Origin of the sequence: Immundisolibacter cernigliae, from assembly GCF_001697225.1 — a bacterium.
GTDB lineage: Bacteria > Pseudomonadota > Gammaproteobacteria > Immundisolibacterales > Immundisolibacteraceae > Immundisolibacter > Immundisolibacter cernigliae.
Map to the genome: position 1 here is coordinate 2,440,101 of NZ_CP014671.1, position 15,977 is coordinate 2,456,077.

Below are 15,977 nucleotides of genomic sequence, written 5' to 3' on the forward strand. Positions count from 1 at the left end.
TCTTCGCCGAGCCGCGTCTGAGCCGATTGGCAGGACGCATCCACAGTTCGGTCCGGCCGCCCTCGGCGGCCGGGTCGTGCTGTACCCAAGGGAAGGCCCAGGCGCTGCGTGCTGGTGTAAGCAACCGGCGCGTTCGCGTCAGGGCCTTCCTTTGTCTCGTTTTTGGCCGCTCCGTATGTCGGCGTCGGGCAGCGCACCGCGTTGCACGGCCTGCTTGTGAGTGACATCTGAAGGTTTTGTCTGGGGGCTGCGATCCATGGCTTATTCGTTCGCCGAGAAAAAGCGTATCCGCAAGAGTTTCGGCCGGCGGCCGGAAGTGCTGGAAGTGCCGAATCTGCTGCAGATGCAGCTGGATTCGTACCGGCGCTTCCTGCAGACGGACGTGCCGGCGGAGCGGCGTGAGGACGTGGGCCTGCAGGCCGCTTTCCGGTCGGTGTTCCCGATCCAGAGCAGCACCGGCGCCGCGGCGCTCGAGTTCGTCGAGTACCGGCTGGGTCGCTCGCCGTTCGACGTTCAGGATTGTCAGGTCCGCGGCATGACCTATGCCGCGCCGCTGCGGGCGCGCGTGCGGTTGGTCATTTACGACAAGGCCGGCAAGAATCGCGTGGTCAAGGACGTGCGCGAGCAGGAGGTCTACATGGGGGAAATTCCCCTGATGACCGACACCGGGACCTTTGTCATCAACGGTACCGAGCGGGTCATCGTCTCCCAGCTGCACCGCTCGCCCGGTGTGTTCTATACCCACGACAAGGGCAAGACGCACTCGTCCGGCAAGGTCCTGTTCTCGGCGCGCATCATTCCGTACCGCGGCTCATGGCTCGATTTCGAGTTCGACCCGAAGGATCTGGTGTACGTGCGCGTCGACCGCCGGCGCAAGATCCCCGCCACTGTCCTGCTGCGAGCGCTCGGCTACGGCGTTGAGGAAATCCTGGGCCTGTTCTTCGAGACCGACACGCTGCGCCTGACCAGCGAGCAGATCACGCTGGACCTGGTGCCCGAGCGCATGCGCAACCAGCAGGTCACGTTCGACATTCTGGATGCCAAGGGCAAGCTGATCGTGCCGGCCGGCAAGCGCATTTCCGCGCGCCAGGCCAAGCAGCTGGACGGCACGCGCGAGCTGGTCGTGCCGCCCGATTACGTGTACGGCAAGATCATCGCCAAGGCGGTGGTCGATCCCAGCAGTGGCGAAATCCTGGCCGAGGCGAACGCCGTCATCGACGTCGCGCTGCTGGAGAAGCTGCGCGCCGCGGGTGTGAGCGAGCTGTCGGTGTTGTACGTGAATGACGTGGACCGCGGTCCCTACATTTCGGACACCCTGCGGGTGGACCACACCACCGGGCGCCAGGATGCGCTGGTCGAGATCTATCACATCATGCGCCCCGGCGAGCCGCCAACGCGCGACGCCGCCGAGACGCTGTTCCAGAACCTGTTCTTCAGCAGCGAGCTGTACGACCTGTCCGGCGTCGGGCGCATGAAGTTCAATCGCGGCGTCGGCCGCGCCGAGACCACCGGTCCGGGCGTGCTGTCCAAGGAGGACATCGTCGCGGTGCTGCGCCGGCTGATCGACATCAAGAACGGTCAGGGCACGGTCGACGACGGTGATCACCTGGGCAACCGGCGCGTGCGCTGCGTCGGCGAGATGATCGAGAACCAGTTCCGCATCGGCCTGGTGCGCGTGGACCGCGCGGTGCGCGAGCGACTGTCGTTTGCAGAATCCGAGGGCCTGATGCCGCAGGATCTGATCAACGCCAAGCCGGTGTCGGCGGTGATCAAGGAGTTCTACGGCTCCTCGCAGCTGTCGCAGTTCATGGATCAGGTGAACCCGCTGTCGGAGGTCACGCACAAGCGTCGCATCTCGGCGCTGGGGCCGGGTGGCCTGACGCGCGAGCGGGCGGGCTTCGAGGTGCGCGACGTGCACGCGACACATTACGGCCGCGTGTGCCCGATCGAAACGCCGGAAGGTCCGAATATCGGCCTGATCAACTCGCTGGCCGTGTTCGCCCGTGCCAACGACTACGGATTCCTCGAAACGCCCTACCGGGTGGTGCGCGAGGCCAAGGTCACCGACGAGGTGGTCTACATGTCGGCGCTCGACGAGCCGGAGTACGTGATCGCCCAGGCCAGCACCCGGCTGGGAGCCGACGGCAGCCTCAGCGACGATTTGATCTCGTGCCGGCACGGCAACGAATTCACCATGACCACGCCTGACCAGGTGCAGTATATGGACGTGTCGCCGCGCCAGATCGTGTCGGTGGCCGCCTCGCTGATTCCGTTCCTGGAGCACGATGACGCCAACCGCGCCCTGATGGGCTCGAACATGCAGCGCCAGGCCGTACCCACGCTGCGCGCCGACAAGCCGCTGGTCGGCACCGGCATGGAGCGCACGGTGGCCAGCGATTCGGGCACGGCCGTGGTGGCGCTGCGCGGCGGCGTGGTCGAGGCGGTCGATGCCGGGCGCGTCGTGGTGCGTGCCAACGACGACGAGGCCGGCGCCGGCACCTCGGGCGTCGACATCTACAACCTGACCAAGTACACCCGTTCCAACCAGAACACCTGCATCAACCAGCGGCCGCGGGTCAAGGCCGGGGATCGCATCGAGCGCGGCGATGTGCTGGCGGACGGCTCGTCCACCGACATCGGCGAGCTGGCACTGGGCCAGAACGTGCTGGTCGCGTTCATGCCCTGGAGCGGCTACAACTTCGAGGACTCCATCATCATCTCCGAGCGGGTGGTGCAGGAGGACCGGTTCACCACCATCCACATCCAGGAGCTGACCTGCGTGTCGCGCGACACCAAGCTCGGCCCGGAGGAGATCACCGCCGACATCCCGAACGTGGGCGAGGCGGCGCTGGCCAACCTGGACGAGTCCGGCATCGTGGCCATCGGCGCCCAGGTGCGCCCGGGCGACATCCTGGTCGGCAAGGTCACGCCCAAGGGCGAGACGCAGATGACGCCGGAGGAAAAACTCCTGCGCGCCATCTTCGGCGAGAAGGCGTCCGACGTTAAGGACACCTCGCTGCGCGTGTCGGCCGGCGTGGTCGGGACCGTGATCGACGTGCATGTGTTCACCCGCGAGGGCGTTCCGAAGGACGAACGCACCAAGGCCATCGAGGCCGATGCCCTGGCGCGCGTGAAGAAGGATTTCGACGACCAGTACCGGATCACCGCGGATGATGCCTACGCCCGCATCGAGCGCGTGCTGGTGGGCAAGGAAGCGCAGGTCGGCCCGAACAAGCTCAAGGCCGGCACCACCATCACGGCCGATTACCTGGCCTCGGTGCCGCGGGAGAAATGGAGCGAGATCGGCCTGAAGGACGCCGACGCGGCGGCGCAGGTCGAGCGCGTCCTCGAACAGCTGGCCCGCAAGCGCAAGGAGTTCGACGAGCTGCAGGACGAGAAGCGCAAGACCCTGACCACCTGCGAGGAGCTGCCCCCGGGCGTGCTCAAGATGGTCAAGGTGTTCGTGGCGCAGAAGCGTCGCGTGCAGCCGGGCGACAAGATGGCCGGCCGTCACGGCAACAAGGGCGTGATCTCGGTGATCGTGCCGGCCGAGGACATGCCGTACATGGCCGACGGCACCCCGGTGGACGTGATCCTGAATCCGCTCGGTGTGCCATCGCGCATGAACGTCGGCCAGGTGCTGGAAACCCACCTTGGCTGGGCCGCCAAGGTGCTGGGCCTGAAGATCGGCAAGGTGCTGGACGCCGGCGGCAAGCCCAAGGAGCTGCGTCAGCTGCTGCACACTATCTATAACGAGTCCGACGGCACCGGCGCGGACCTTGATGCCTTCAACGACGCCGAACTCTTGGAGCTGGGGCACAACCTGCGCGGCGGCGTGCCGATGGCAACGCCGGTGTTCGACGGCGCGCGCGAGGTCGACATCAAGGCCATGCTGCGCCTGGCCGGTCTGCCGGAAAGCGGCCAGACCACGCTCTACGACGGTCGTACGGGCGATGCCTTCGATCGCCAGGTCACGGTCGGCTACATGTACATGCTGAAGCTGAACCACCTGGTCGACGACAAGATGCATGCCCGCTCGACCGGCCCGTACAGCCTGGTCACCCAGCAGCCGCTGGGCGGCAAGGCGCAGTTCGGCGGGCAGCGCTTCGGTGAGATGGAGGTGTGGGCGCTGGAAGCCTACGGGGCCGCCTACACCCTGCAGGAAATGTTGACCGTCAAATCCGACGACGTGAACGGGCGTACCAAGATGTACAAGAACATCGTCGACGGCGACTACCGCATCGAGGCCGGCATGCCGGAGTCATTCAACGTGCTGGTGCGGGAAATTCGCTCGCTGGGCATCGACATCGAACTTGAGCGCGAATAAGGCAGTACCGAACTGCGGTTTTCGGTCACCTGAAGCGGGGATACGATCGTGAAAGAATTTCTGAACCTGATGAAGCAGACCACGGGCATCGACGATTTCGAGGCCTTCGGTATCGGGCTGGCGTCGCCCGAGAAGATCCGCTCCTGGTCCTGGGGCGAGGTCAAGAAGCCGGAAACCATCAACTACCGCACCTTCAAGCCCGAGCGTGACGGCCTGTTCTGCGCCAAGATTTTTGGCCCGATCAAGGACTACGAGTGCCTGTGCGGCAAGTACAAGCGCCTGAAGCACCGTGGCGTGATCTGCGAGAAGTGCGGCGTCGAGGTCACCCTGACCAAGACCCGCCGCGAGCGCATGGGCCACATCGAGCTGGCCAGCCCGGTGGCGCACATCTGGTTCCTCAAATCCCTGCCCTCGCGCATGGGCATGGCACTCGACATGGGCCTGAGCGAAGTCGAGCGCGTGCTCTATTTCGAGGCCTACGTGGTCGTCGATCCGGGCATGACGCCGCTTGAGCGCGGCAAGCTGCTGACCGATCAGGAGTACTTCGAAGCCCGCGAGCAGTACGGCGACGAGTTCGACGCCCGCATGGGCGCCGAAGCGGTCCTGCAGCTGCTCAAGGCCCTCGACCTGCCGACCGAGACGGCACGCCTGCGCGAGGAAATCGCCACCACCGGCTCGGAGACCAAGCACAAGAAGCTGGTCAAGCGCCTGAAGCTGCTGGAGTCCTTCGACAGTTCCGGCAACCGGCCGGAGTGGATGGTCCTGACCGTGCTGCCGGTGCTGCCGCCGGAACTGCGCCCGCTGGTGCCGCTCGACGGTGGCCGCTTTGCGACCTCGGACCTGAACGACCTGTACCGGCGCGTCATCAACCGCAACAATCGCCTGAAGCGTCTGCTTGACCTGAACGCTCCCCAGATCATCGTGCGCAACGAAAAGCGCATGCTGCAGGAATCGGTCGATGCGCTGCTGGACAACGGGCGCCGCGGCCGGGCCATCACCGGCACCAACAAGCGGCCGCTGAAGTCGCTCGCCGACATGATCAAGGGCAAGCAGGGCCGCTTCCGGCAGAACCTGCTGGGCAAGCGCGTCGACTACTCGGGTCGTTCCGTGATCGTGGTCGGTCCGCAGCTGAAGCTGCACCAGTGCGGCCTGCCGAAGAAAATGGCGCTCGAACTGTTCAAGCCGTTCGTGTTCGGCAAGCTCGAACGCCGTGGTCTGGCCACCACCATCAAGGCCGCCAAGAAGCTGGTCGAGAAGGGTGGGCCGGAAGTCTGGGACGTGCTCGAGGAAGTCATCCGCGAGCATCCGGTGCTGCTGAACCGCGCCCCGACCCTGCATCGCCTGGGCATCCAGGCCTTCGAGCCGGTGCTGGTCGAGGGCAAGGCCATCCAGCTGCACCCGCTGGTGTGCACGGCCTTCAACGCCGACTTCGATGGCGATCAGATGGCGGTGCACGTGCCGCTGTCGCTGGAAGCGCAGCTGGAAGCCCGCGCGCTGATGATGTCCACCAACAACATCCTGTCGCCGGCCAACGGGGAGCCGGTGATCGTGCCGACCCAGGACGTGGTGCTGGGCCTGTACTACATGTCGCGCGAGCGCATCAACGTGCGTGGTGAGGGGCGTGTGTACGCGGATGCCGCCGAGGCCAAGCGGGCCTACGACGCCGGTACCGCCGAGCTCCACGCACGCGTCCGCGTGCGCATCACCGACAGCGAATTGAATGCGGACGGCGAAATCGAGACCCGTACCCGCCTGCTGGACACGACCGTCGGTCGCGCCATCCTGTCGCAAATACTGCCGGCCGGCATGCCGTTCGAGCTGATCAACCGGGCGCTCGACAAGAAAGTCATCTCCCGCCTGATCAACGACTGCTATCGCAAGGTGGGCCTGAAGGCCACGGTCGTGTTCGCCGACCAGCTCATGTACACCGGCTATCAGTACGCCAGCCGTTCGGGCGCGTCGATCTGCGTCGACGACATGGTCACGCCGGACGAGAAGACCGCCATCATCGCCCGCGCCGAGGGCGAGGTGAAGGAAATCGCCGAGCAGTACATCTCCGGCCTGGTCACCGACGGCGAGCGCTACAACAAGGTGGTCGACATCTGGTCGCATGCCAACGAGCAGGTGGCCGCTGCCATGATGCAGAAGCTCGGTCACGAGACCGTGATCGACCGCGACGGCAACACCGTGACCCAGCCGTCGTTCAATTCCATCTACATCATGGCCGACTCCGGTGCCCGCGGTAGCGCGGCGCAGATTCGCCAGCTGGCCGGCATGCGCGGCCTGATGGCCAAGCCCGACGGATCGATCATCGAAACGCCGATCACGGCCAACTTCCGTGAAGGCCTGAACGTCATCCAGTACTTCATCTCCACCCACGGCGCGCGCAAGGGCCTGGCCGACACGGCGCTCAAGACCGCCAACTCCGGTTACCTGACCCGCCGCCTGGTGGACGTGGCGCAGGACCTGGTCATCACCGAGCACGACTGCGGCACCGAGGGTGGCGTGCACCTGGGTGCGGTGCTGGCCGGCGGTGACGTGATCGAAGCCCTGCGCGACCGCATTCTGGGCCGTACCGCGGCGCAGGACATCCTGCTGCCGGGTTCCGACGAGGTGCTGGTCGAGGCCGGCACCCTGCTGACCGAAGACGTGGTGGCGCAGATCGAACAGGCCGGTGTCGATGCCGTCAAGGTGCGCTCGGTCATCACCTGCGAGACCCGCTTCGGGGTTTGCTCCAAGTGCTACGGGCGCGACCTGGCGCGCGGCCACTTGGTCAATGTCGGCGAGGCGGTGGGCGTCATCGCCGCGCAGTCGATCGGCGAGCCGGGCACCCAGCTGACCATGCGCACCTTCCACATCGGTGGTGCGGTATCGCGCAAGATCGAAGCCAACAGCATCGAGGTGCGCACCCGCGGCACCATTCGCCTGGACAACGTCAAGGTGGTGGTGCAGGCCGGCGGCAACCGCGTGTCGGTGTCCCGCTCCGGCGAGCTGGTGGTGGTCGACGAGCACGGCCGCGAGCGCGAGCGCCACAAGCTGCCGTACGGCGCCGTGGTCACTGCCAGCGATGACCAGCTGGTCGACGCCGGTCAGGTGGTGGCGACCTGGGATCCGCACACGCATCCGATCATCGCCGAGGTGGCCGGTATCGCGCAGCTGAGCGACGTCGAGGAAGGTGTCACCACCATCAGCGAGGTCGACGAGGCGACCGGTCTTTCCAACATCGTCGTCACCGATGCCAAGCAGCGCGGCATGGCCGGGCGTGACTTGCGCCCGATGGTCAAGCTGATCGACGCCAGCGGCAAGGATCAGCTGCTGCCGGGGACCGACATTCCGGCCCGCTACTTCCTACCGGCGGGCGCCATCATCACCGTCGTCAAGGGCGCCGAAGTGGGCGTGGGCGAGGTGCTGGCGCGTATCCCGCAGGAGACCTCCAAGACCCGCGACATCACCGGCGGCCTGCCGCGCGTGGCCGACCTGTTCGAGGCGCGCCGCCCCAAAGACCCGGCCGTCATGGCCGAGCAGACCGGCATCGTGTCCTTTGGCAAGGAAACCAAGGGCAAGCAGCGGCTGATCATTACCGATGACCAGAGCCTGCAGCACGAGTACCTGATTCCCAAATACCACCACATCACGGTGTTCGAAGGCGAGCACGTGAGCCGGGGCGAGAAGATCGCCGACGGCGCGCCTGTGCCGCACGACATCCTGCGCCTGCTGGGGGTCGAGGAACTGACTCGCTTCGTGGTCAACGAGGTGCAGGAGGTCTACCGCCTGCAGGGCGTGAAGATCAACGACAAGCACATCGAAGTCATCGTGCGCCAGATGCTGCGCCGGGTGGAGGTCACCGACGCGGGCGACTCGAAGTTCCTCAAGGGCGAGCAGGCCGAACGCGGCGCGGTGGCCCAGGCCAATGCCGACTTGGTGTCCAAGGGCAAGCAGCCGGCGCGTTACGAGCCGGTGCTGCTGGGCATCACCAAGGCGTCCCTGGCAACCGAGTCGTTCATCTCGGCCGCTTCGTTCCAGGAAACCACGCGCGTACTCACCGAGGCTGCCGTCAGTGGCAAGCGGGACGAGCTGCGCGGCCTGAAGGAGAACGTCATCGTCGGGCGCCTGATTCCGGCCGGTACGGGCTTTGCCTATCACGAGGAGCGCCGCCGTCGCGGTCACAGCGAGCTTGAGCAGTTCGCCGAACTGTGGAACCAGACCGAAGGTGTCGGCGAGGCCGATCAGGCCGATCAGGCTGATCAGGCTGTCCAGCAGCAGACGGCGGCGCCGTAACACCGATTGCCCGACGTTGCCGGTCCGCCCCCCCGGCAGGGGCGGGCCGGCAATGGACGTGCCCGATGCGGGCCGGATGGTCATGATGTTGCCCCCCCGCGGCCGCTTGCCGGGCTCGGCTGATGGCCTTGGGGTTTTGATCGGGCGTGGCTTCGCCCGAATGCGTGTCTGAAGACCGGAACGGCGCGCATTTCGGGTTGACAGTGACCCGGCCGATCCCTAGAATTCCGCTCCCCTGACAGGTCGGGGCACCCGATGCCCCGGCCTGTCTATTTATTTTTGTGACCAGGAATTTTCCATGGCGACGATCAACCAGCTGGTCCGCAAGCCGCGCGTGCAGCCGCGAAAGAAGTCGCCGGTTCCGGCGCTCGAAGCCTGTCCGCAGAAGCGTGGCGTGTGCACCCGTGTCTACACCACCACGCCCAAGAAGCCGAACTCGGCGCTGCGCAAGGTGGCGCGCGTGCGCTTGACCAATGGTTTCGAAGTCACCACGTATATCGGCGGTGAAGGCCACAACCTGCAGGAGCACTCGGTGGTGCTGATCCGCGGCGGCCGCGTCAAGGACTTGCCCGGCGTGCGTTACCACACGGTGCGCGGCACCCTCGACACAACGGGTGTCAAGGACCGTCGCCAGGGTCGTTCCAAGTACGGCGCCAAGCGGCCCAAGACCTGATCGATTCCAGGTATGCCGGCCCGGAAAAGGCCGGGCGATTTTTCCTGATTCCCTAGAGATCTGCCCATGTCGAGACGACGAGTTCCAGCCAAGCGCGACATCCTTCCGGACCCCAAGTTCGGCGACAAGGTGTTGGCCAAGCTGATCAACGTGATCATGCATGACGGCAAGAAGTCGGTTGCCGAGGCCATCGTGTACGGTGCCCTGGACCGCCTGACCGAGAAATCGGCGTCCGATCCGGTGGAAAAGGTCCGCCAGGCGCTGACCAATATCGGCCCGCTGGTCGAGGTCAAGTCCCGTCGCGTCGGCGGTGCCAACTATCAGGTGCCGACCGAGGTGCGCCCGTCCCGTCAGCAGGCGCTGGCCATGCGCTGGCTGATCGATGCCGCCCGCAAGCGTGGCGAGAAGTCGATGGCGCTGCGTCTGGCCGGTGAAATCGGCGACGCGTCCGAGAACCGCGGCGCGGCCGTGAAAAAGCGCGAAGACACCCACCGCATGGCGGAGGCCAACAAGGCCTTCTCCCATTACCGCTGGTAAGCAGCGGTTTCTGAATCCGGATTCGACCGAGTAAACAGTCGTGCGTACCACCCCGATCGAGCGTTACCGCAACATCGGCATCATGGCCCACATTGATGCCGGCAAGACGACCACCACGGAACGCATCCTGTTCTACACCGGTGTCTCGCACAAAATGGGCGAAGTCCACGACGGCGCCGCCACCATGGACTGGATGGAGCAGGAGCAGGAGCGCGGCATCACCATCACGTCCGCGGCTACCACCTGCTTCTGGCAGGGCATGGACAAGCAGTTCCCGCAGCACCGCATCAACATCATCGACACGCCCGGCCACGTCGACTTCACGATCGAGGTCGAACGTTCGCTGCGCGTGCTGGACGCCGCGGTGGCCGTGTTCTGTTCGGTCGGTGGCGTGGAGCCACAGTCCGAGACCGTGTGGCGCCAGGCCAACAAGTACGGCGTGCCGCGCTTGGCATTCGTCAACAAGATGGACCGCTCCGGCGCCAATTTCCTGCGCGTGGTTGAGCAGGTTCGCAGCCGCCTGGGCGCCAATCCGGTGCCGATCCAGCTGCCGATCGGCGCGGAAGAGAATTTCGAGGGCGTGGTCGACCTGATCGGCATGCGCGCCATCTACTGGGACGACGCCACCCAGGGCATGAGCTACGAGCCGCGCGACATTCCCGAAGCCATGAAGGCGGACTGCGCCAAGTGGCGCGAGAAGATGATCGAGGCGGCCGCCGAGGCCGACGAGGCGCTCATGGAGCAGTACCTCGAAGGCGGCGAGCTGTCGGTGGACGACATCAAGCGCGGCCTGCGTCAGCGGGTGCTGCGCAGCGAGATCGTGCCCATGCTGTGCGGCTCGGCGTTCAAGAACAAGGGCGTGCAGGCAATGCTGGACGCCGTCGTCGAGCTGCTGCCCTCGCCGCTCGAGAAGCCGCCGGTGCGCGGCCTTGACGAGCGTGAGCAGGAAGACACGCGTCCGGCCACCGATGAGGCCCCGTTCTCGGCGCTGGCGTTCAAGATCGCCACCGATCCGTTCGTCGGTACGCTGACCTTCTTCCGTGTCTATTCCGGCGTGCTCAGCTCCGGCGACAGCGTCTACAACCCGGTCAAGGGCAAGCGCGAGCGAGTCGGCCGCATCCTGCAGATGCATGCCAATACCCGCGAAGAAATCAAGGAAGTGCGCGCCGGCGACATCGCCGCAGCGGTGGGTCTGAAGGATGTCACCACCGGTGACACGCTGTGCAGCGAGAAGTCGATCATTACCCTGGAGCGCATGGAGTTCCCCGAGCCGGTGATTTCGGTGGCGGTCGAGCCCAAGACCAAGAGCGACCAGGAAAAGATGGGCATCGCGCTGCAGAAGCTGGCGCAGGAAGACCCGTCGTTTCGCGTGCGCACCGACGAGGAGTCCGGCCAGACCATCATTTCCGGCATGGGCGAGCTGCACCTTGAGATCATCGTCGACCGCATGCGGCGCGAGTTCAAGGTCGAGGCCAACGTCGGCGCGCCGCAGGTGGCCTACCGCGAAACCATCCGCAAGTCGGTCGAGCAGGAAGGCCGCTTCGTGCGCCAGACCGGTGGCCGTGGCCAGTTCGGTCACGTCTGGCTGCGCATCGAGCCGCGGGAGCCGGGCGAGGGTTATCTGTTCCACAACGGCATCGTCGGCGGCGTCGTGCCCCGCGAATACATTCCGGCCGTGGACAAGGGCATTCAGGAAGCGTTGGGCAACGGCATCATCGCCGGCTACCCGGTGGTCGACATCAAGGCAACCTTGTTCGACGGTTCGTACCACGACGTCGACTCGAACGAAATGGCCTTCAAGATCGCCGGCTCCATGGCCTTCAAGGAAGGCGCGCGCAAGGCCAGCCCGGTCCTGCTCGAGCCGATCATGAAGGTCGAGGTCGTGACGCCCGAGGATTACATGGGCGACGTGGTCGGCGACCTGAACCGCCGTCGCGGCGTCATCCAGGGCATGGATGACTCGCCGTCCGGCAAGGTCATCCGTTGCGAGGTGCCGCTGGCCGAGATGTTCGGTTACGCGACCGACCTGCGCTCGGCTACCCAGGGTCGCGCCACCTACTCGATGGAATTCAGCAAGTATCTGGAGGCGCCAGCCAGCGTCGCCCAGAAGGTCATCAACCAGTAACGTCCGCCGGACGGGTCAGTCAAGCGAAGGGTGTGAGTCATGTCCAAGGCCAAATTTGAGCGAACCAAGCCGCACGTGAACGTGGGCACGATCGGTCACGTGGATCACGGTAAGACGACGCTGACGGCGGCGCTGACCAAGATCGGCGCGGAGCGTTTTGGCGGGGAATTCAAGGCCTACGACCAGATCGACAACGCACCGGAAGAGCGTGCGCGGGGCATCACCATTGCGACCGCGCACGTCGAGTACGAGTCCCCGACCCGCCACTACGCACACGTGGACTGCCCCGGCCACGCCGACTACGTGAAGAACATGATCACCGGCGCGGCGCAGATGGACGGCGCCATCCTGGTGGTGTCGGCGGCCGACGGCCCGATGCCGCAGACCCGCGAGCACATTTTGCTGGCGCGTCAGGTGGGCGTGCCGTACATCGTCGTGTTCCTGAACAAGGCCGACATGGTCGACGACCCCGAGCTGCTGGAACTGGTCGAGATGGAAGTGCGCGAGCTGCTGACCCAGTACGGCTTCCCGGGCGACGACACCCCGATCGTGACCGGCAGTGCGCTCAAGGCCCTCGAAGGCGACCAGAGCGAGATCGGCGTGCCGGCCATCCTGAAACTGGTCGACGCCATCGACAGCTACATCCCGCAGCCGGAGCGCGCCATCGACGGCGCCTACCTGATGCCGGTCGAGGACGTGTTCTCGATCTCCGGGCGCGGCACCGTGGTGACCGGCCGCATCGAGCGGGGCATCGTCAAGGTCGGCGACGAAATCGAGATCGTGGGCATGAAGGCCACCATCAAGACCACCTGCACCGGCGTGGAAATGTTCCGCAAGCTGCTGGACCAGGGCCAGGCGGGCGACAACGTGGGCGTGCTGCTGCGCGGCACCAAGCGGGACGAAGTCGAGCGTGGGCAAGTGCTGTGCAAGCCCGGCTCGATCACACCGCACACCAAGTTCGAGGCCGAGGTGTACATCCTGTCCAAGGAAGAGGGCGGGCGTCACACGCCGTTCTTCAAGGGCTACCGGCCACAGTTCTACTTTCGGACCACCGACGTGACCGGCAGCTGTGAGCTGCCGGAGGGCACCGAGATGGTGATGCCCGGAGACAACGTGAACCTGCAGGTTTCGCTGATCACGCCGATCGCGATGGACGACGGCCTGCGGTTTGCGATTCGCGAGGGCGGCCGCACGGTCGGCGCCGGCGTGGTCGTCAAGGTGATCGAGTAAGCACCATGGCCGGCCAGAAGATTCGCATTCGTTTGAAATCCTTCTCGCATCAGCTGATCGACAAATCGGCGCGCGAGATCGTTGACACCGCCAAGCGCACCGGCTCTCGCGTGCACGGGCCGATCCCGCTGCCGGTGAAGATTGAACGCTTTACCCTGCTGCGCTCGCCGCACAAGGACAAGGATTCGCGCGATCAGTTCGAGATTCGCACCCACAAGCGGTTGATGGACATCATCGACCCGACCGAGAAAACGGTGGATGCGCTGATGAATCTGGATCTGGCCGCTGGCGTGGACGTGCATATCAAGCTCACCTGACGGCTTCGGGCATGCCCCGCCGTCGGTGGGGCTGCACCCGGGCAGATTCGGATAACAGGCAAGGAAACCAGGCATGGCCATTGGTTTGGTAGGCCGCAAATGCGGCATGACACGAATTTTTACGCCGGAAGGCGCCGGTGTGCCGGTGACGGTGATCGACGTGTCCAACAATCGCGTGGTGCAGGTGCGCACCGCCGAGGTGGACGGCTATCGGGCCGTGCAGGTGTCCCGCGGCAGCAAGCGCGCGGCGCTGGTCGACAAGGCGCTGGCCGGACATTACGCCAAGGCCGGGGTTGAGCCCGGGCGCAGCCTGACCGAGTTCCGCCTGCCCGAAGGCGCTGGTGACGAACTGTCGGTCGGCGACACCCTGGCTCCCGATCAGTTCGAGGCAGGTCAGATGGTCAGCGTGACCGGCGTGACGCGCGGCCGCGGCTTCACCGGCACCGTGGCGCGCTGGGGTTTTCGTGGCGGTGACGCCACGCACGGCAACTCGCTGTCGCACCGCGCGCCGGGCTCCATCGGTCAGAACCAGACGCCCGGCCGCGTGTTTCCGGGCAAGAAGATGGCTGGCCATGCCGGCGATGTGCAGCGGACACAGCGCAACCTGGAAGTGGTCAAGGTGGATGTCGAGCGCGGTTTGTTGCTGGTAAAGGGTGCGGTGCCCGGACCGACGGGTGGCGAGCTGATCGTGCGGCTGATCGTGAGCGGCAAGAAGGCAGGGGCGTGACATGGAAATGCCAGTAACCGCGATCGAAGGCGCCGGCGGCAGCGTAGTGCTTGCCGATGCCGTGTTCGATCGGCCCTTCAACGAAGGTCTGGTGCACCAGCTGGTGGTGGCCTTCATGGCCAATGCGCGCCAGGCCGATGCCAAGCAGAAAACCCGCACCGAAGTGCGCGGCGGTGGCCGCAAGCCGTGGAAGCAGAAGGGCAGCGGTCGGGCCCGCGCCGGCAGCATCCGCAGCCCGCTGTGGCGCGGCGGTGGCAAGGTGTTCCCGGCCGGCGGCGAGAACTACAGCCAGAAGCTGAACAAGAAGATGTACCGCGCGGGTATGCGCAGCATCTTCTCGGAGCTGGCTCGTATCGGCCGCCTGCAGCTGGTCGATGGCTTCCCGCTGGAAGCGCCCAAGACCCGTGCGTTGGTCGATCGCCTGGAACAACTGCAAATCCCGACCGGTCATTTGCTGCTGGTGGTTGACGAACTGACGGCCGAGCTGGCGCTGGCCTCGCGCAACCTGGTCGGCGTTGAGGCGTGCGAGGTACAGGATTTGAATCCGCTGGCGCTGATCTGGGCCGAGCGGATCGTGATGACCGCCGATGCGGCGCGCGCCGTCGAGGAGTGGCTGCAGTGAACGAAGCGAAACTGTTCGAGATCATCCGTGCCCCGCACATTTCCGAGAAGGGAACGCGGGTTGCTGAAAAACACCGCCAGATCGTGTTCAAGGTGGCGCTGGACGCCAGCAAGGACGAAATCCGCGCAGCGGTCGAGCACGCCTTCTCGGTGAAGGTGCAGGCCGTGCGCACTCTGCGCGTGAAAGGCAAGCCCAAGCGCCAGGGACATCGCAAGGACTGGAAGAAGAGCTATGTGACGCTCGCTCCCGGGCACGACATCGACTTCACCGGGGTTGCCTGATAGGCGCCCAAGGAACGCCGGAACAGCATCATGGCAGTAGTCAAGAGAAAACCAACCTCACCGGGCCGTCGCTTCGTCGTGAGCGTGGTCACGCCGGAGTTGCACAAGGGCGCGCCCTATGCGCCGCTGGTGGTTGCCAAGCAGCGCACCGGTGGCCGCAACAGCGACGGCCGCATCACCACCCGGCATCAGGGCGGCGGCCACAAGCAGCGTTATCGCATTGTCGATTTCCGCCGCGACAAGGATGGCATTCCGGCCCGTGTCGAGCGCCTGGAGTACGATCCCAATCGCACGGCGCACCTGGCGCTGCTGCTGTATGCCGATGGCGAGCGTCGCTACATCATCGCCCCCAAGGGCGTGAGCGCCGGCAGCAAGCTGATGTCGGGCGTGCAGGCGCCGATCGAGGCGGGCAACACGTTGCCGCTGCGAAACGTGCCGGTCGGCAGCACGGTCCACTGTGTGGAGCTGAAAGTCGGCAAGGGTGCCCAACTGGCGCGAAGCGCCGGCACTTCGGTGCAGCTGCTGGCCCGCGAGGGCGATTCGGTGACGCTGCGCCTGAAGTCCGGCGAGATTCGGCGCGTGCCCGCCGACTGCCGGGCGACCCTCGGCGAGGTAGGCAATGGCGAGCATTCGCTGCGCTCGCTCGGCAAGGCCGGCGCCACCCGCTGGCGCGGCATCCGCCCGACGGTGCGCGGTGTGGCCATGAATCCGGTCGACCATCCGCACGGCGGTGGTGAGGGGCGCACCTCCGGTGGTCGCCATCCGGTTTCGCCCTGGGGCGTGCCGACCAAGGGTTACAAGACCCGCAAGAACAAGCGTACCAGCGGCCAGATCGTGCGCCGGCGCAGCGTCAAGTAAGG

11 protein-coding genes are annotated in these 15,977 nt (G+C 65.7%); all 11 read left to right on the top strand.

Translation table 11 applies throughout. The features are described from left to right. Window positions 1–256 precede the first annotated feature (256 nt). Window positions 257–4,327 carry a DNA-directed RNA polymerase subunit beta gene (rpoB, locus tag PG2T_RS11640; protein WP_068805602.1) on the top strand — a complete coding sequence of 1,357 codons (4,071 nt, stop codon included), beginning with the start codon at window positions 257–259 and terminating at the stop codon, window positions 4,325–4,327. Between the two features lie 48 nt (window positions 4,328–4,375). Beyond that, entirely contained in the window at window positions 4,376–8,605 is a 4,230-nt protein-coding gene (rpoC, locus tag PG2T_RS11645; protein ID WP_068805605.1) for a DNA-directed RNA polymerase subunit beta', read from the top strand. A gap of 298 nt (window positions 8,606–8,903) precedes the next feature. Further along, entirely contained in the window at window positions 8,904–9,278 is a 375-nt protein-coding gene (rpsL, locus tag PG2T_RS11650; protein ID WP_068805609.1) for a 30S ribosomal protein S12, read from the top strand. Window positions 9,279–9,344: 66 nt separating this feature from the next. Further along, the gene (gene rpsG / locus PG2T_RS11655) at window positions 9,345–9,815 is read left to right on the top strand and encodes a 30S ribosomal protein S7 (protein ID WP_068805612.1); all 471 of its coding nucleotides are present in this window, start codon (window positions 9,345–9,347) and stop codon (window positions 9,813–9,815) included. A gap of 82 nt (window positions 9,816–9,897) precedes the next feature. Beyond that, the gene (gene fusA / locus PG2T_RS11660; RefSeq protein WP_068808304.1) at window positions 9,898–11,940 is read left to right on the top strand and encodes an elongation factor G; all 2,043 of its coding nucleotides are present in this window, start codon (window positions 9,898–9,900) and stop codon (window positions 11,938–11,940) included. A 39-nt stretch (window positions 11,941–11,979) separates the two neighbouring features. Beyond that, window positions 11,980–13,170 (top strand): elongation factor Tu, encoded by a 1,191-nt coding sequence (tuf, locus tag PG2T_RS11665; RefSeq protein ID WP_068805615.1) that lies wholly within the window; start codon window positions 11,980–11,982, stop codon window positions 13,168–13,170. A gap of 5 nt (window positions 13,171–13,175) precedes the next feature. Continuing rightward, on the top strand, window positions 13,176–13,487 hold the full coding sequence (gene rpsJ, locus PG2T_RS11670) for a 30S ribosomal protein S10 (protein WP_068805619.1): 312 nt from the start codon (window positions 13,176–13,178) through the stop codon (window positions 13,485–13,487). A 73-nt stretch (window positions 13,488–13,560) separates the two neighbouring features. Next, window positions 13,561–14,214 (top strand): 50S ribosomal protein L3, encoded by a 654-nt coding sequence (rplC, locus tag PG2T_RS11675; RefSeq protein WP_068805622.1) that lies wholly within the window; start codon window positions 13,561–13,563, stop codon window positions 14,212–14,214. Between the two features lies 1 nt (window position 14,215). Beyond that, the gene (gene rplD / locus PG2T_RS11680) at window positions 14,216–14,836 is read left to right on the top strand and encodes a 50S ribosomal protein L4 (RefSeq protein ID WP_068805625.1); all 621 of its coding nucleotides are present in this window, start codon (window positions 14,216–14,218) and stop codon (window positions 14,834–14,836) included. Next, the gene (gene rplW, locus PG2T_RS11685) at window positions 14,833–15,117 is read left to right on the top strand and encodes a 50S ribosomal protein L23 (protein WP_068805628.1); all 285 of its coding nucleotides are present in this window, start codon (window positions 14,833–14,835) and stop codon (window positions 15,115–15,117) included. The genes rplD and rplW overlap by 4 nt, the downstream gene beginning before the upstream one ends. 30 nt (window positions 15,118–15,147) lie before the next feature. Further along, window positions 15,148–15,975, top strand: coding sequence for a 50S ribosomal protein L2 (rplB, locus tag PG2T_RS11690; protein ID WP_068805630.1), 828 nt, complete (start codon window positions 15,148–15,150; stop codon window positions 15,973–15,975). The last annotated feature ends 2 nt before the right edge of the window (window positions 15,976–15,977 follow it).